Source organism: Massilia violaceinigra (assembly GCF_002752675.1).
GTDB classification, from domain to species: domain Bacteria; phylum Pseudomonadota; class Gammaproteobacteria; order Burkholderiales; family Burkholderiaceae_D; genus Telluria_A; species Telluria_A violaceinigra.
Genome location: NZ_CP024608.1, coordinates 2,748,497 through 2,765,597 on the forward strand (window position 1 = coordinate 2,748,497; position 17,101 = coordinate 2,765,597).

The 17,101-nt window shown below is 62.9% G+C and carries 15 protein-coding genes; 13 read left to right on the forward strand and 2 right to left on the reverse strand.

Annotated elements, in window-relative coordinates; translation table 11 throughout:
* Positions 1-60: 60 nt before the first annotated feature.
* The 7 genes from CR152_RS12525 (at position 61) to CR152_RS12555 (ending at position 4,904) form a co-directional block, all read left to right on the forward strand.
* The gene (locus tag CR152_RS12525) at positions 61-945 is read left to right on the forward strand and encodes an energy transducer TonB (protein ID WP_099875201.1); all 885 of its coding nucleotides are present in this window, start codon (positions 61-63) and stop codon (positions 943-945) included.
* Complete coding sequence (aroE, locus tag CR152_RS12530; protein ID WP_099875202.1) at positions 942-1,769, forward strand: shikimate dehydrogenase; 828 nt, start codon at positions 942-944, stop codon at positions 1,767-1,769. Before CR152_RS12525 ends, aroE begins: the two co-directional genes overlap by 4 nt.
* A 1-nt stretch (position 1,770) precedes the next feature.
* Positions 1,771-2,499 (forward strand): monofunctional biosynthetic peptidoglycan transglycosylase, encoded by a 729-nt coding sequence (mtgA, locus tag CR152_RS12535; RefSeq protein ID WP_099875203.1) that lies wholly within the window; start codon positions 1,771-1,773, stop codon positions 2,497-2,499.
* A gap of 20 nt (positions 2,500-2,519) precedes the next feature.
* Complete coding sequence (locus CR152_RS12540) at positions 2,520-2,963, forward strand: hypothetical protein (RefSeq protein ID WP_099875204.1); 444 nt, start codon at positions 2,520-2,522, stop codon at positions 2,961-2,963.
* An 81-nt stretch (positions 2,964-3,044) separates the two neighbouring features.
* Positions 3,045-4,010 (forward strand): magnesium/cobalt transporter CorA, encoded by a 966-nt coding sequence (gene corA, locus CR152_RS12545; RefSeq protein ID WP_099875205.1) that lies wholly within the window; start codon positions 3,045-3,047, stop codon positions 4,008-4,010.
* A 242-nt stretch (positions 4,011-4,252) separates the two neighbouring features.
* Positions 4,253-4,531 carry a colicin E5-related ribonuclease gene (locus tag CR152_RS12550; RefSeq protein WP_099875206.1) on the forward strand — a complete coding sequence of 93 codons (279 nt, stop codon included), beginning with the start codon at positions 4,253-4,255 and terminating at the stop codon, positions 4,529-4,531.
* A 13-nt stretch (positions 4,532-4,544) separates the two neighbouring features.
* Positions 4,545-4,904, forward strand: coding sequence for a colicin immunity protein (locus tag CR152_RS12555; RefSeq protein WP_099875207.1), 360 nt, complete (start codon positions 4,545-4,547; stop codon positions 4,902-4,904).
* A gap of 24 nt (positions 4,905-4,928) precedes the next feature.
* Here CR152_RS12555 and hemL read toward each other — a convergent pair whose 3' ends face one another.
* Together hemL and thiD are read right to left on the reverse strand one after the other, a co-directional pair.
* Complete coding sequence (hemL, locus tag CR152_RS12560; protein ID WP_099875208.1) at positions 4,929-6,218, reverse strand: glutamate-1-semialdehyde 2,1-aminomutase; 1,290 nt, start codon at positions 6,216-6,218, stop codon at positions 4,929-4,931.
* Positions 6,215-7,057: a bifunctional hydroxymethylpyrimidine kinase/phosphomethylpyrimidine kinase gene (gene thiD / locus CR152_RS12565; RefSeq protein ID WP_099875209.1), complete on the reverse strand. Its 843-nt coding sequence runs from the start codon at positions 7,055-7,057 to the stop codon at positions 6,215-6,217. Before thiD ends, hemL begins: the two co-directional genes overlap by 4 nt.
* 56 nt (positions 7,058-7,113) lie before the next feature.
* On the opposite strand from thiD, the gene CR152_RS12570 reads away from it, so the two are divergent.
* From CR152_RS12570 to CR152_RS12595, 6 genes are all read left to right on the forward strand, one after another.
* On the forward strand, positions 7,114-7,317 hold the full coding sequence (locus CR152_RS12570) for a rubredoxin (RefSeq protein WP_370663816.1): 204 nt from the start codon (positions 7,114-7,116) through the stop codon (positions 7,315-7,317).
* A 105-nt stretch (positions 7,318-7,422) separates the two neighbouring features.
* The gene (locus CR152_RS12575; protein WP_099875210.1) at positions 7,423-7,824 is read left to right on the forward strand and encodes a response regulator; all 402 of its coding nucleotides are present in this window, start codon (positions 7,423-7,425) and stop codon (positions 7,822-7,824) included.
* Positions 7,825-7,841: 17 nt separating this feature from the next.
* On the forward strand, positions 7,842-8,213 hold the full coding sequence (locus tag CR152_RS12580) for a response regulator transcription factor (protein ID WP_054268474.1): 372 nt from the start codon (positions 7,842-7,844) through the stop codon (positions 8,211-8,213).
* A gap of 3 nt (positions 8,214-8,216) precedes the next feature.
* On the forward strand, positions 8,217-8,750 hold the full coding sequence (locus tag CR152_RS12585) for a chemotaxis protein CheW (RefSeq protein ID WP_229413365.1): 534 nt from the start codon (positions 8,217-8,219) through the stop codon (positions 8,748-8,750).
* A gap of 44 nt (positions 8,751-8,794) precedes the next feature.
* Positions 8,795-11,107, forward strand: a complete 2,313-nt coding sequence (locus CR152_RS12590; protein ID WP_229413366.1) for a methyl-accepting chemotaxis protein — start codon at positions 8,795-8,797, stop codon at positions 11,105-11,107.
* Between the two features lie 27 nt (positions 11,108-11,134).
* On the forward strand, positions 11,135-16,996 hold the full coding sequence (locus CR152_RS12595) for a hybrid sensor histidine kinase/response regulator (protein WP_099875211.1): 5,862 nt from the start codon (positions 11,135-11,137) through the stop codon (positions 16,994-16,996).
* Positions 16,997-17,101: the final 105 nt, after the last annotated feature.

The following is a 17,101-nucleotide window of genomic DNA, read 5'->3' on the forward strand; positions in this document are numbered from 1 at the left end:
GGCGGCCATTAGAATGTAGAATGGCCGTTCCCTGATTCAACAGATTCTTCCCGGTATCGTGTGAAGCACTTTCAAAATTTAAGCTCCCTGTCCATCGCCGTCGCCGTTTCGGTCACGGTGCACGCGGCCCTGCTGGCGGTCCGTTTCGTCGCGCCCGAGGCGTTCACCCTGACTCCGGCCGATCCCGGCCTCGAAGTCATCCTGGTCAACGCCAAGCATGCCAACAAACCGCTGAAAGCCGATGCCCTGGCCCAGGCCAATCTGGATGGCGGCGGCAATGCCGACAGTGGACGCGCCGCCTCGCCCCTGCCCGACATGCACAAGAACGAGACCGGCGAGAGCGTCAAATCGACCTTGCGCCGCATCACCGAGCTTGAGCAGATGCAGCAGAACCTGCTGACCAAGACGCGCGACTCGTCCCTGAAAGCCTCGCCGGTCACCGAGAAGGAAAAGCCCGATCCGGACCGCGATGGCGCCGACCTGATCGAAAGCACGCGGCCGCTGGCGCGCAAGACGGCCGAGATTGCCCAGCGCATCGAAGACCAGAACAAGCGCCCGCGCAAGACCTACATCACGCCGAGCACGCAAGCGGTGGGGTATGCGATCTATTACAAGACCATGCAAAAGCGGGTCGAGGATATCGGCACCCTGAATTTTCCCCAGCGCGACGGCAAGAAGCTGTACGGCGAGCTGACGGTGTACATTCCGATCTTCCAGGATGGCACCATTTACCAGAAGGATGGCGGGGTGCGCATCGAAAAGAGTTCCGGCAATCCGGCGCTCGACAAGGCTGCGCTGGCCATCGTGCGCCGGGCCGCGCCGTTCGGGGCTTTTCCGAAAAACATGCTCTCTTCCGACAAGGATGACCTGTGGGTCATCATCACGCGCTTCAAGTTCACGCGCGAAGACAAGCTGGAAGCCGAGTTGCGTGGCGACCCGCGATGAGCGAGCGCTACTGCGTCATCGGGAACCCGATTGCCCATAGCAAGTCGCCCGACATCCATGCCGCCTTTGCCCTGCAGACCGGGCAAGACATGCTCTACGAGCGCTGCCTGGCGCCGCTCGACGCATTCGACGCGACCGTGCGCGCGCTGGTGGCCGCCGGTTATGGCGGCGCCAACGTCACCGTGCCCTTCAAGCTCCAGGCCGCCGACCTGGCCGACCGCCTGACCGAACGCGCGCGCGCGGCCGGCGCCGTCAATACACTCATATTTAATAGCAGCGGCGGCATCATCGGCGACAACACCGATGGCGCCGGGCTGGTGGGCGACATCACCCGCAATGCCGGAGTCGACCTGGAAGGCAAGCGCGTGCTGCTGCTCGGCGCGGGCGGCGCGGCGCGCGGCGCCATCGTGCCGCTGCTGGCGGCCTTGCCGGCCGAACTGACCATCGCCAACCGCACCGTGGCCACGGCCGACGCCCTGGTCGACCGTTTCACCGCCCAGCTGGCGCAGGACCAGCGCCTGGCCGCCTGTGCCTTCGAGAACATTGCCGGGCCGTACGATGTGGTCATCAACGCCACCTCGGCCAGCCTGGCCGACGACTTGCCGCCGGTGCCGGGCAGCGCCTTCAGGGCCGGCACCCTGGCGCTGGACATGATGTACGGCAAGGTGCCGAGCCGCTTCATGGTGTTCGCCGGCGAGCATGGCGCGCTCGAACGCGATGGCCTGGGCATGCTGGTCGAGCAGGCCGCCGAAGCATTCCTGCTGTGGCGCGGCGCCCGTCCCGAGACCGCGGCCATCCTGGAACGGTTGCGCCAGGGCGTATGAGATGAGCAAGGGCGGCAAGGGCGGCAAGGGCGGCAAAGCGGGAGGCCGGCGCTGGATCAAGTGGCTGTTTCTCGGCCCCTTGCTGATCATCGCGCTGGTCCAGCTGTATTTCTTCCTCATGATTTGCTGGTGGGTCTGGTTCAATCCCTCGTCCACCAGCATGATGAACGAGCAGCTGGCGCTGATGCGCGCGAAAAACCCCAAGGCCGTGCTGCAGCAGCAATGGGTGCCCTACGAACGCATTTCCGAAAACCTGAAACGGGCCGTGATCGCCTCGGAAGACGCCAATTTTTCCGAGCACGACGGAGTCGACTGGGAAGCGTTGCAGAAAGCGTACGAGCGCAACAACCGCAGGCACAAGGTGGTCGGCGGCGGTTCCACCATCACCCAGCAGCTGGCCAAGAATCTGTTCCTGTCCGGCTCGCGCAGCTACCTGCGCAAGGGCCAGGAAATGATCATCGCCTTCATGCTCGAAACGGTCATGAGCAAGCAGCGCATCCTGGAAATTTACCTGAACGTGGCTGAATTCGGACGCGGCATTTTCGGCGCCGAGGCGGCCTCGCGCTATTATTACCGCACCAGCGCGGCCAAGCTGGGCGTGGCGCAGGCAGCCAAACTGGCCGTGATGCTGCCCAATCCGCGCTATTACGACAGGCACCGCAGCTCGAGCTACCTGGCGCGCCGCACCACGCTGATCGTTAACCGCATGAGTTCGGCGGAATTGCCTTAATCCCTCCTCAGGAGAAGACCATGTTCCATCCTCTGCGTTACCAGCGCGGCACCTACCAGCGCGGTGCCATCTCCCTGTTATGGGGCGCCATCGGCTCGGCCGTGCTGGCCGCGATCGGCATGGCCGCCTTGTTTTCCATCGGTTCCGAGCGCAACCTGTTCGCCGAAGGGGCGGCCAAGGCCGGCAAGATGGTCGGTACCAGTCCGGCCGGGAAGGTGATCGACTCGGCCAGGGACGCCGTCAAGGGTGTGACCGGCAAGGGCGACGGCGTGATGCGCAAGTGCGTCATCAACGGCAAGACCGTCATTTCCAACACCGATTGCACGCCGGAGAACCGCACCAGCAAAGTCATCGAGATCCACGACACCAAGGGCTTTGAAGCGCCGAAAAAGCCGCCGGTGGAGAAGGCCGCGCCGGGCTCGAACCCCGTCCTCGACAAAATCATCGAAAAACAGCTGCGCTGACCCGATTTAAGTGTTTCGGGGTGGCCGGGCTCAGGCCTAACGGGTACACTTGCGCTGTTTTGAATCCGGCCGAGAAAGCGCATGATCAACGTATTTGTCCTACAAAATGGCCGACTCAATCAGGTACCGATCGAGTCCCGCGCGGATCTGGAAAACGTGGCGCCGGTCTGGGTCGACCTGACCGATCCGAACGACGACGAGCGCGCGTGGGTCAAGACAATCTACGGCGTGATTTTGCCTGGCGAAGACGAAGTCAAGGATATCGAAGCGTCGGCCCGCTATTACGAAGCGGAAAACGGCGACCTGCATTTGCGCACCGATTTCCTGCTCGAAGAAGACGACGGCCCGTCGCGCGTGGTCACGGTCGCTTTTATTCTCGCGCGCAAAATGCTGTTTTCGGTGCACACCGACGATTTGCCGGTGTTCCGCCTGGTGCGCATGCGCGCCCGCTCGCGGCCGGGATCGATCGCCGACTATATGGATGTGCTGCTCGATCTGTACGCCACCGACGCCGAGTATTCCGCCGATGCGCTGGAAGGGATTTACCAGCACCTGGAAGAAGTCAGCGGGCTGGTGCTGCAGAAGGAATTCACCGATAAAGACGCGGCCGACGCGCTTAATGCCATCGCGCGCGAAGAGGATTTGAACGGGCGTATCCGGCGCAATATGATGGATACGAGGCGCGCGGTGAGTTTCCTGATGCGCGGACGGCTGCTCAATGCCGAGCAGTTCGAGGAAGCGCGGCAGATTTTGCGCGATATCGAATCTCTCGATGGCCACACATCCTTCCTGTTCGACAAGATCAACTTCCTGATGGACGCCACGGTCGGTTTCATCAACATTAACCAGAACAAGATCATCAAGATCTTCTCGGTGGCCTCGGTGGCGTTCTTGCCGCCGACCTTGATCGCCAGTATTTACGGCATGAACTTCAAGGCGTTCCCGGAGCTGGAGTGGCAGTACGGCTACCCGCTGGCGTTGACCCTGATGCTGGTGTCGATGATTTCCCCGGTGTGGGTGTTCTTGCGCAGGGGCTGGTTGAAGTAAAACATCGCTGTTTTCGCATCCACCTCGCGCGTTGATCGATCTCAACCTTGGCTCGATTGGCTCTACCCCATAGGCAGGTAACGCTAGACTAGGCTTGATAGCAATCAAGCCGAAACGACGACGATGCCTCCGTTGCCTGCTGGTAGCACCTTGCCCTGTGCCGCCGGTTTGCCGCGTACCGATCCCGCCATACGGGTCATGCTCACCGATACTAAGATCCAATCTGGCGGGAGCGCGGCGCCATGATCATCGATGACAAGATATTAGAGCAGCTTGAGGCGCGCGGCTGGACCGAGCAAGAGGTGCTTGATCTGATCGACACCAAGCCGGTTGGGAGGTCGAGCGATAATCGAACGCCTCGAAAGACTGGCGATGGAGGGGGACGGCGCGATACCGCGACAGTCTATGGCTCCAGAGACGGCGGCCATATCGTCGTCAACGACCGCACCGGAGAAGTCGTCCACATCAGCGATAAAAATGACCCTTACTGGAAGTCGGATAGTCGTATTATCTGGGAGTGAGGAGGACCTTCATATGAACATCAATAAAAGCTTTCTCTATGAGTCGCCGGACGCTTTCTTTCAAATGAATGGGAGCGTCAATATGCGCCTGTCGCCGGATGCCGCGCTGTTGGTGTGCGCCCAGGCTGCCCGTCAAGGCTTGGTGATCGCACGGGTGGAAGGCGGCATCTGGCATGCCCCCGGATTCGAATCGCGGCTGGACTGTATCTGGGATGGGCAGGATCCACCGCTCGATGAAGACCAGGCAAGCCGCAACAATAAAGACGCGGCGCGTTTTATCGCCTCGCAAGCGTCGGCGCACAGCGCATTCATCCTGACCGCGCCGCCGCTCACGGGCTGGCCGCACCGGGCGAAAAAACAGCAGCCCGGCTAGGGCCTCAGTTTGACCGGCTCATCTTTACGCCAGCTTGGCAAACACCCGGCGCGCCGCCGCGATGGTCTCTTCGATCACCGCATCATCATGCTGCGCCGACACAAACCCCGCCTCGAACGCGGCCGGCGCGAAGTACACGCCTTCGTCCAGCATCGCGTGGAAAAACGCATTGAAGCGGGTCTTGTCGCCCGCCATCATCTCCGCATAGCTGCCCGGCACCTCAGCGCTGAAGTAAATCCCGAACATGCCGCCCACCGAATCGGCGCAGAAAGGCACGCCCGCCTCTTTCGCCGCTTGCGCCAGCCCGGCCGCCAGCTTGGCGGTCTGGGCGCCGAGCTTCTCGTAGAAGCCCGGCGCCTGGATCAGCTTGAGCGTGGTCATGCCCGCCGCCACCGCCACCGGATTGCCCGACAGGGTGCCGGCTTGGTACACGGCCCCGATCGGCGCCATGTTCTGCATCAGCTCGGCGCGACCGCCGAAGGCCGCCACCGGCATGCCGCCGCCGATGACCTTGCCCAGCGCGGTCAGGTCCGGCACGATGTCGTACAGTTCCTGCGCCCCGCCCAGGCCGACGCGGAAGCCGCACATGACTTCATCGAAAATCAGGATTGCGCCATGCTTGGTGCACAGCTCGCGCATGGCGCGCAGGAATTCCGGCGTGGCCTTGATCAGGTTCATATTGCCGGCCACCGGTTCGACGATCACGCAGGCGATGGTGTCGCCCATCGATTCGAACGCGTCTTCCAGCTGGGCCACATTGTTATAGTCGAGTACCAGGGTGTGCTTGACGAAGTCTTCCGGCACGCCGGCCGAGGTCGGGTTGCCGAAGGTCAGCAAGCCGCTGCCGGCCTTGACCAGCAGCGAATCGGCGTGGCCGTGGTAGCAGCCCTCGAACTTGACGATCTTGTCGCGTCCGGTGGCGCCGCGCGCCAGGCGCAGCGCGCTCATGGTCGCTTCGGTGCCCGACGAGACCAGGCGCACCTGCTCGATCGACGGCACCAGGCGGCAGATTTCCTCGGCCATCAGGATTTCGCCTTCGGTCGGGGCGCCGAACGACAGGCCGCGCGCGGCCGCGTCCTGCACCGCCTTCACCACGTCCGGATGGGCGTGGCCGACGATGGCCGGCCCCCAGGAACCGATGTAGTCGATGTAGCGCTTGCCGTCGGCATCCCAGAAGTAGGGGCCTTCGGCGCGGGTGATGAAGCGCGGCGTGCCGCCCACCGATTTGAAGGCGCGCACCGGCGAATTGACGCCGCCCGGCGTGGTTTTCTGGGCGCGCGCGAACAGCGTGTTATTCAGGGATTCTGTGGTCATGGCTTGCTCGATGAGGGAATAGGGTGGGCGAAAAATTTGTTGGGCACCAGTTTGCCCATGCCGAAGCGCTGCGCGTTCGCCAGCGCGCCGACGGTGAATTCCTGGGCGGCCTGGATGGCGTCGACGGCATCGTCGCCGACCCCGCGCGCCATCAGCGCGGCCAGCGCGCCCGACAGGGTGCTGCCGGCACCCACGAACGGCCCCGGGAGATGCTGCCAGTTGAAGGTGCCGACCACGCCGTTCTCGTCGAACAGGGTGTTGGCCAGCTGCGCGCCGGCGCCGTTGCCGCTCGTCGCGGTGCATTTGACCAGCACATACGCGCAGCCCATATTGGTTAGTTCGGCCACGTCTTCCTTGAGCATGTCGCCGCCGCCATCGCGCCAGGTCTCGGCCATGCGCGCCAGTTCCACCTGCGTGAGCAGCAGCACGGTCGCCTGCGGCACCAGGATCTGGCGGATCGCGACCAGCATGTCGTCGTCGGCCAGGCCCGAATCGGGCAGGCTCGATAAAAACGGGTCGAGAATGAGCGGCACGTCCGGATAGTCGGACACGATTTCGGCAATCGCCGAGGCTTGTTCGACGCTGGTCAGCGCGCCCACCTTGAAGGCGGCCACCGTCATGTCTTCGAGCACCACGCGGGCCTGGTCGCAGACCCAGTCGGCGTCGACTTCCTGCACGTCTTCGACGCGCGCGGTGTCGGAAATGAGAATGCCGGTCATGACCGACAGGCCGTGGCAGCCGAGGGCTGAAAAACACGCCAGGTCGGCCTGGATGCCGGTGGCGCCAATGGGGTCGGACACGCCGAAGGTTAAGATCAGAGGAGAAGTTTGGATTTGCACGGCCGGTAGATTAAGATGCCTGATTCGGCATTTTACTAGATAGAAGGGTAGTCAACGTGAGCAGCAATGAAACAACCGGCGCAGCAGGCGCCGCTTTCCAGACCTGGATGTGCCTGATCTGCGGCTGGGTCTACGACGAGGCCGCCGGCATCCCGGAAGAGGGCATCGCCCCCGGCACCCGCTGGGCCGATGTGCCGATGAACTGGACCTGTCCCGAGTGCGGCGCCCGTAAAGATGACTTCGAAATGACTGTTATCTAATCGCCATGAGGCTTATTGCCGACACATGTTGACTGGCCGCAACATTAAGGGGACAAAAGGGTTGCCCTATGATATCGTTCAGGCTCATGTTGAGTGAAATTGAAAATGACGACATTGCCGCAACCGAACGTACTGAAAATCATGGTGATCGACGACAGCAGTACGATTCGTCGTTCGGCCGAGATTTTTCTCACCCAGGCTGGGTATCAGGTGGTGCTGGCCGAAGATGGTTTCGATGCCCTGGCCAAGATTAACGACCATCATCCGTCGCTGATTTTCTGCGACATCCTGATGCCACGCCTCGATGGCTACCAGACCTGCGCGCTGATCAAGCGAAGCGCGCGTTTTCATGCCACCCCGGTGCTGATGCTCTCATCGAAGGATGGCCTGTTCGACCGCGCCCGCGGCCTGATGGTCGGTTCTTCCGCCTACCTTACCAAACCTTTCAGCAAAGACAGTCTGCTCAGCGCGGTGCGCGAACATACTGCCGACGCCGAATCAAAATAATATTTCTGGAGCCTACCGTGGCCATACAAAAAATCCTGATCGTCGACGACTCCCCGACCGAGCGTTACTACCTGACCGATATCCTGGTCAAAGCCGGCTTCACCGTGACCACCGCCGAAAACGGCGAGGAAGCGCTGCTCAAGATCAAGGAAGACAAACCTGAACTGATCCTGATGGATGTGGTCATGCCTGGCGCCAATGGCTTCCAGGTGACCCGCACCATCGCGCGCGACCCGGACCTCGGTGACGTGCCCATCATCATTTGCAGCAGCAAGAACCAGGAAACCGACCGCGTCTGGGGTCTGCGCCAGGGTGCGCGCGACTACATGGTCAAGCCGGTCGACGCCGAACTGCTGCTGGCGAAAATCGCCGCCCTCGGCGGCGCCTAAGCCGTGAGCGACGTCGATTTCGCCCCAGTCGCCTCCGCGCCGTCGGACGGCGCCGGACGCCGCACCCGTTTGCGCCAGTACCAGGTGCAGCTGCTCGAACGGATGCAGGCGGCCCGTACCAACAGCGGCGCGCGCGTCAATCAACTGGGCGTGCTGATCGGCGCCGAGCGTTTCCTGCTCGACTTGACCCAGGCCGGCGAAATCGTGCCGATTCCACCGGTGACGGTGGTGCCGCTGACGCAGCCCTGGTATTTGGGGCTGGCCAATATCCGGGGCAATCTGGTCGGTCTGATCGATTTCGCGCGCTTCCAGGGAGGCGCCGAAACGGTGACCGGCCCGGACAGCCGGATCGTCACCCTGGCCACCCACCTGGGCTTTAACTGCGGCCTGCTGGTGGCCCGGGTGTACGGCCTGCGACACGCCGGCGACATGGAAGTTGTCGGCGACAGATTACGCGATACCGATGCAAACGAATGGATCCCGCTCGACCTGGCGGCCCTCGTCACCGATGCGCGGTTTTTGCACGTTGGATTTTAAGCCGCAGTCAGAAGTGGCCATACCTTAAGAAACTGGGAGCTGGAATGGGATTTGCATGGAAGAGTACCCCAAAGGGTGAGCCGGTACCGGATACAGAATTCGGTCCCGATCTCGAGGCTGCGGCCTTGAACAAGGACGACAGCGCGCCTGCGCAGAACGTGGTGGACGACAGTCTGCGCGCCGAACTCGATCAGCACGACGAGCTGCGCCTGGCTAACATCATGGGCCGCAAGCGAGGCGGCGACGACGACGACGGCGGTAGCGAAGCGCGCCTGCCGCTGATCGGCCACCTGTCGCTGCCGCGCCAGCTGCGTATTTTGCTGATGGTGTTCGTGGCCGGCATTCTGGTGACCGTGGTGGCGTTGTGGCGCAACGCGGCCAGTAGCTCCGACGCTTCGGCCCAGACGCAGATCGCGTCCGACGCGCTGATGCACTCCCAGCGTATCGGTAAAGCGGCGCCTAACGCGATTCAGGGTAACCAGGAAGCGTTCGTGCAGCTCGAGCAGAGCCGCGCCCAACTGACGGCCGACCTGAACGCGCTCCAGCGCGGCGGCAAGATCGGCGGCGTGCAGCTGCCGACGCCACCGGCCAGCATGAACAAGCTGATCGCCGCTGCGAAGCTCAAGTGGGTTACCTCCGACAATTCGGCAGGCACCATCTTGCGCATGAAGCCGGAACTGACCGGTTTTGAAAAGACCCTGCGCCAGCTCGACACCCTCTCGCCAGAGCTGTTGTCGATGACCGAAGAACTGCTCAACGAAAAAGTGCAGCGCGGCGGCACGCCACGCGAACTGGCTGCCATCGGGCGCCTGATGATGCTGACCCAGCGCCTCTCGCGCAGCGCCAGTGAATTCCTGACCTCCGGCGGTATCCGTTCCGAAACCGCGTTCCAGCTGGGCCGCGACACCACGACCTTCCGTACCACGGTCGAAGGCTTCCTGAACGGGAACGAGACGATGCAGCTCTCGGCTACGAAAGACGCGGAACTGCGCGTCAAGCTCGAACTGATCAAATCGAAGTTCGACACCTACCAGAAACTGGTGGCCTCGATCCTCGACAACCTGCCGAAATTCACGGCCGCCAAGGGCGCCGAACAGTCGATCTTCTACGAGAACGAAGAAGTCAAGGCGCTGCTGACCAAGGTGCAGGTGGGCTTTCGTACCGAGCAGGATTCGAACAACGTCTGGTTCTGGGTGATGGCCCTGGCCACCATGTTCACCTTGGGCGTCGGCGTCAGTATCGCCCGCGTCATGCTGCAAGACTCCCGTACCCGTGCCCGCGGCGCCGATGTGCGTCGCCAGGAAGCGGAATCGATGCGCCAGCTGGCGCAGTCGAAGGAAGAAGAAGCGAAAGCGACCAACGACCAGAATCAGGCCGCTATTTTGCGCCTGATGAACGAACTTCAAGAAGTGGCCGATGGTGACTTGACCGTGCACGCAACGGTGTCGGAAGACATCACCGGCGCGATTGCCGACTCGGTGAACTACACGGTGGAAGAGCTGCGCGGTCTGGTGGAACGCGTGACGACGACGGCGGAGCAGGTTACCTCGGCATCGACCAACGCACAGAACATTTCGACCGACCTGCTGGCGGCGACCGAGCAGCAGTCGCGCGAGATTCAGGAAGCGTCCGAGACGGTTCTGAAAATGGCGAACGAAATTACCGACGTATCGAAGTCGGCGAATGAATCGGCAGAGGTTGCGCGCCAGTCGGTTGCGGCGGCATTGCAAGGTTCGACGGCGGTGGAAAATTCGATCAAGGGTATGCACGAGATCCGCGAGCAGATCCAGGAAACCTCGAAACGAATCAAGCGACTGGGCGAATCGTCCCAGGAGATTGGCGAGATCACGGAACTGATTTCCGACATTACCGAACAGACCAACGTACTGGCGCTGAACGCGGCGATTCAGGCGGCATCGGCCGGCGAAGCGGGACGCGGCTTCTCGGTGGTTGCGGAAGAGGTTCAGCGACTGGCGGAACGTTCGGCGGAAGCGGCAAAACAGATCGGCGCGCTGGTGCGTACCATTCAGACCGATACCCACGACGCGGTGGCCGCTATGGAAAAATCGACGCAGGGTGTGGTCGAGGGAGCCAGGCTGTCCGATGCTGCGGGTGCCGCACTGTCCGACATTTCGCGCGTTTCGAACCGCCTTGCGGAACTGATTCAGGGCATTTCGTTTGCGACGGAGCTGCAGGCGACATCGGCGAACGATGTGGCGCACAACATTCAGCACATCCTGTCGGTGACGGAAAACACCCAGGACGGTACCCAGCAAACCGCACAATCGATTCGCCAGCTGTCGCTGCTGGCGCAGGAACTGAAAAACTCGGTATCGCGCTTCCGCGTGGTGGCTTGAGAACCCGGTTGATTTATCAAGGTAAGCATGACCACTACTGACAATTCGCACGTACCGCAGTTCGACACAGGACCGCTGTCCTGGGTCATGAGCGAGATCCGCGATGCGCTGGGCCGCTCCAATACCGCGCTGGCAGAGGCGGCGGAGCATACGGCGGAAGCCCAGGCAAGTTCGCTCAAGCATGCGAAAGCCTATCTGCACCAGGCGCACGGCGCCTTGCAGATGGTCGATGTCGATGGCGCCGGCGCCATGACCGAGGCCGCGGAGAACGCGCTGGACCGCTTCAAGGATGGCCTGCTCGACTGCACGCCCGAGCGCGCGCAAGTCATCGCCCACGCTTACCAGGCGGTGATCGAGTATCTCGAAGAACTGCTTTCGGGCGCGCCACAGCAGCCGGCGCGCCTGTTCCCTTATTACCGCGCGCTCAAGGAAATGCTGGGCGCCGACCGGATTCACCCGGCCGACCTGTTTTTCGCCGACCTGTCGGCGCCGGTGTCGCTCAAGCGCCACGTGGCGCCCGACAGCGCGCCGGACTACGCGGCCTGCCGCACGCGCTTTGAAAAAGCGCTGCTGCCGTTCCTGAAAAGCGCCGACCAGGCGGGCCAGCGTCAGCACGCGCAAGTGCTGCTCGAAGCGATCGCCCATGTGGCCGACGCCCAGGACCAGCCCTTGCCGCGCACGTTCTGGATGGCGATGCAGGGCTTTGCCGAACTGGTGGCCGAAGGCCATCTGGCCAGCGACCTGTATGTCAAACAGCTCTTTGGCCTGATCAATCTGCAGATCCGCCGCCTCTCGCAAGGCCAGGTCAGCCTGCCCGAAACGATGCTGCGCGACGCCCTGTTCTTCATGGCCGCCGTACCGAATCCGCCGCCGACGGCGCTGGCCCTGCGCCGCGCCTATCATCTGGACGGCATGGTGCCGGCCGATTACGATACGCGCCGCTACGGCCGCATCGACGCCGAGGCGCTCAAGACCGCCAAGGAAGCGCTGGCCAAGGCCAAGAGCAACTGGGACCGGCTCTCGGTCGAACCGCTGCCGGCGCTGGAAACCGAATTTGAAGAACTGCTGGCCACCCTGGCCGAGGCAGGCGACAAGCTGGGCGCCCCGGCGCTGGCGCGCCTGCAGCAGCAGATGGTGCGCGTGACCAAAGATTCCGCCGCCTCCAAGCGCAACAGCGTCTTCAGTCTCGAAATGGCCACCGCCATGCTGTTCATCGAGAACAGCCTCGACAAGATCCGCCAGTTGCCGGACGATTTCGACGCCCACGCTGAAGTCATCGGCGCGCGTCTGCTGGCGATCGGCGCCGGCGAAACGCCGCCGGAAGCGCCGCAATGGCAGGGCGACCTGTCGCGCCGCATCCAGCACGAGCAAACCGTCGCCGTGCTGGCCGCCGAAATGAAAAACGGCTTGCGCCAGGTCGAAAAAGTCCTCGACGATTACTACTCCGACACCAGCAAGCGCGCCACCCTGGCCCAGATCGATCCGGTACTGCACCAGCTGCAGGGCGCCGTCGCCATCCTCGACCAGGAAGACGCGATGCGCGCCGCCCTGCACGTCAAGGATGCGGTACGCACGCTCGCCGCGGCCGAAGGCAATCCCGAACTCGAAGCCGCGTCGCTGCAGAACATCGCGCAAAACGTCGGCGCGCTGGGCTTTTTTGTCGACATGCTGGCCAAGAACGTCGACGAGGCGCGCGAGCGCTTCACCTTCGACAGCAACGACGGCATGCTGCGCGCCGTACCGTTCGAAAAACCGGCGCACGGCGAATCGCAGTTCGACCAGGAACCGGTGCTCGAGATCGAGGCCGCACCAGTAGCCGAGGCGCCTGCGCCAGCGGCGCCGGTGGAGGTCGAAGAACAAATCAAGGCGCCGGTGGTGGTGGCAGCACCCGCACCGCCGGGCGACGACGAAATCGAAGCCGAACTGCTCGAAATCTTTATCTCCGAAGCGCAGGAAGTGCTGGCGTTTGTCGGCTCGACCCTGCCGGCGGCGCAAAGCATGCCGACCAATATGGAAACGCTGACGATGTTGCGGCGCTCCTTCCACACGCTCAAGGGCAGCGGCCGCATGGTCGGCCTGAACAATTTCGCCGAAGGCGCCGCCGCCGTCGAAAAAGTGATGAACCTGTGGTTGTCGGAAGAACGCGCGGCTGACGCCACTCTGCTGGCACTGCTCACCCGCGCCACCGCCGACATGACCGTCTGGGTCGAGCAGCTCGCTACCACCGGCAGCTCGCAGCGCACCAGCGAAGCGCTGGTCGCCGCCGCCGAACGCGTGCAGCATGGCGAAGCCTTCTCCATGGATGCCGCGCCGGCCGAGGCCACGCCGGCCATGGCCGACGAGCCGGTGCAGGCAGCAACGCCGGTGGACGAGCATCACGACGAACACTTCGCGATCGACGACTCCTTCGAGCCGATGATCCTGGACGACATCATCGCCCTGCCGGCAACGGAGAGCGCGGCGCCGGGCAATGTCATCGACTTCCCGGTACCGGGCACGCTGGCTGCGGCCGACGACAACACCAAGCGCATTGGCGAACTCGAAATCCCGCTGCCGCTGTATAACATTTACCTCGCCGAGACTGACGAACTGGTTCGCCTGCTGAGCCAGGACTTCGCCGAATGGCGTCACGAGCCGCAGCGCCAGGTCACGCCGGAAGCCGAAAAAGCCGCGCATACCCTGGCCGGCACGTCGGCCACGGTGGGCTTCCACGCCCTGCGCGAAATCGCCTACGAAGTCGAGATGGTGCTCAAGAGCCCCGCGCCGGTCTTCGACGATGCCCAGCGCGACCTGCTCGACGAAACCATCGACCGCGTACGCCAGATGCTGCAGCGCTTCGCGCTCGGCGAACTGGCGCCGGCCGAGCCGGATCTGGTGGCACGCCTGCACGTCTTGCGCGAGCAGCTCGCGGCCCAGGAAGCGGCTGCCGTGTTCGCGGGTGCCGACGAAGACCTGGCACGCCGTCTCGATGGCCTGTTTGCCGATACGCTCGACAGCCTGGTGGCAGAGCCGCCAGTGATGCCGGAACGCGAATCGGCCGTGGCGCAGACCCCGTCCGAGCCGGAAGTCGACGCGATCGACGCCCTGTTCGGCGAGGAAGACCCGTTCGATGTGCCGCTGCTGGACAATCCGGAACCGGCGCAGCCGGTGGTGCAGGAACACCAGGATGCATTGCTCGAAGCCGAGCCGGTGATCGAAGCCGAACCGGTGTTCGACGAGCCGGTGATCGAAGCCGAAGCCGTGATCGAAGCCGAACCGGTGGCCGAAGATCTGGTCCTTGAAGCCGAGCCAGTGCTTGAAGAGCAGCTGATCGAAGAAGCTGCGCTTGAAGCCGAACTGCTGGTTGAAGAGCCAGCGGCCGAAGAACCTGTGCTTGAAGCCGAGCCAGTGCTTGAAGAGCAGCTGATCGAAGAAGCTGCGCTTGAAGCCGAACTGCTGGTTGAAGAGCCAGTGGCCGAAGAAGCTGTGCTTGAAGCAGAGCCGGTGGTCGAAGAGCCGGTGATCGAAGAAGCCGTGCTCGAAGCCGAGCCGGTCGTCGAAGCGGAACCGGCAGCAGTCGTGCCGATGCAGCCGATGACGGCGCATGTACCGCTGCTCGAAGCGTTGTTGCAGCCGGAATCGGATACGCCAGCCGCGCCTGCGGTGGCCGAAACGGCCTTCGCCGATGACCTTGACGTCGACCTGCTGCCAGTGTTCCTGGAAGAGGGTACCGACCTGTTGCCGGAAATCGGCAACAACCTGCGCAAGTGGCAGCAGAATCCGTCCGATACCACCCCGGTACAGCAGCTTCTGCGTACGCTGCACACGGTCAAGGGCAGTGCACGGATGGCCGGTGCGATGCGCCTCGGTCAGCACACCCACGAGATCGAAACGCAGATCGAGAACATGGTCCACGCCGGAACGTCGACGCCAGCCGCGTTCGACGAACTGATGGCCAACTACGATCACGCGCTTTTGCTGTTCGAACAATTGCAGCAGCCTGCCCTCGGCGTCGTGCCGGTGCCAGGCCTGGCTGCGGCGGCCGCCGGCAGCGTGGACGATGCTCACGCCGCCCAGACCCGTACGCCGCTGGTGCGTGTGCGTGCCGACATTCTGGACCGCCTGGTCAACCAGGCCGGTGAAGTGTCGATCACGCGTTCGAAGCTGGAAAGCCAGGTCTCGACCCTGAAGGCCTCGCTGAGCGACTTCTCGGACAATCTGGGACGCTTGCGTCGCCAGCTGCGCGAAGTCGAGATGCAGGCGGAATCGCAGATTTCGTCGCGTATGTCGATTTCCAGCGAACGCGAATTCGATCCGCTCGAATTCGACCGCTTTACCCGTCTGCAGGAACTGACGCGGATGATGGCCGAATCGGTGAACGACGTTGCGTCGTTCCACGAAAGCCTGACGCGCACGGTCGACGGCGCCACCGACGACTTGAACGTGCAGTCGCGCCTGACGCGCGATCTGCAGCAGGATCTGATGCGGGTGCGGATGGTGCAGTTTGCCAGCCTGTCGGAGCGTCTGTTCCGCGTGGCGCGCCAGACGGCGAAAGAAATCGACAAACGGGTCAATCTGGATATCCGGGGTGGCACGGTCGAAATCGACCGCAGCGTTCTGGAGCAGATGGCGGCACCGTTCGAGCACTTGCTGCGTAACGCCATCGTGCACGGTATCGAATCGCGTGCACGCCGTGGTGCGGCCGGCAAGGCCGAAACGGGCGAGCTGCTGATCCAGGTCAGCCAGCAGGGTAACGAGGTGGTCATCCAGTTCAACGATGACGGCGCAGGTCTGGACCTGTCGCGTATTCGCACCAAGGCACGTGAAAACGGGCTGCTGGCGCCGAATGCCATCGTCACCGACGCCGAAGCGGCCGACCTGATTTTCGAACCGGGCTTCTCGACCGCCGATGCGCTGACCGAACTGGCCGGCCGCGGCGTGGGTATGGACGTGGTGCGCTCGCAAGCGCAAGCGCTTGGCGGCCGGGTGGCGATTGCCACCGAGGCAGGCAAGGGCGCGCGCTTCACGATTCACCTGCCGCTGACGCTTGCGGTCACCCAGGTCGTGCTGACCACCAGCGGTTCCAAGACGTTTGCACTGCCGTCGATTCTGGTGGAGCAGGTACTGCAGATGAAAGAAGCGGCCGTCAACGCCGCGCACGCCGAAGGTTTCGTGGAGTTCCAGGGCCAGAAGGTGGCGCTGCATTATCTGCCGACTTTGCTGGGCGATGCCGAAGCGCGTCCGCTGTCGCAGCGTTCCTGCCCGGTGATGGTGCTCAAGAGCGGCGCCGACCGCCTGGCGGTGCAGGTTGACGATATCCAGGGTAACCGCGAGGTCGTTATTAAGAATATCGGACCGCAGTTGTCCCGCATGATCGGCATTTCCGGTGCGACGGTGCTCGGCTCGGGCGATATCGTGCTGATTCTTAATCCGGTGGCCTTGTCGCATCACCTCGACCATCATCCGCAAATGCGCCAGCGCATTGTCGTGGAAACGACGGCGGCGGTGCCTGAGACGCGTGCAGCCGACTTTGTCATCATGGTGGTCGACGATTCGCTGACCGTGCGCAAAGTGACCCAGCGTTTGCTGGAGCGCGAGGGTTACCAGGTGGTGCTGGCCAAGGACGGCGTCGATGCGCTCGAACATCTGCAAGAGACGGTGCCGCACCTGATGCTGGTCGATATCGAGATGCCGCGCATGGATGGTTTCGATTTGACGCGCAATATTCGCGGTAACAGCGGCACCAACGAGATCCCGATCATCATGATCACCTCGCGTACCGCGGACAAGCACCGCAACTACGCGCTGGATCTGGGTGTGAATGCCTACTTCGGTAAGCCGTTCCAGGAAGATATGCTGCTGGCGGCGATTGCCGGTTTGCTCAATCGCGAGATGCCGGTAGCGCATTAAGCGGTAGGCGGCACAAACAAAAACGCCCTGCACCATTCGATTGGTGAAGGGCGTTTTTTATTTCGTTACCCTACAAGCCGCCGTTCCGCCACCAGCCCGTCGTTC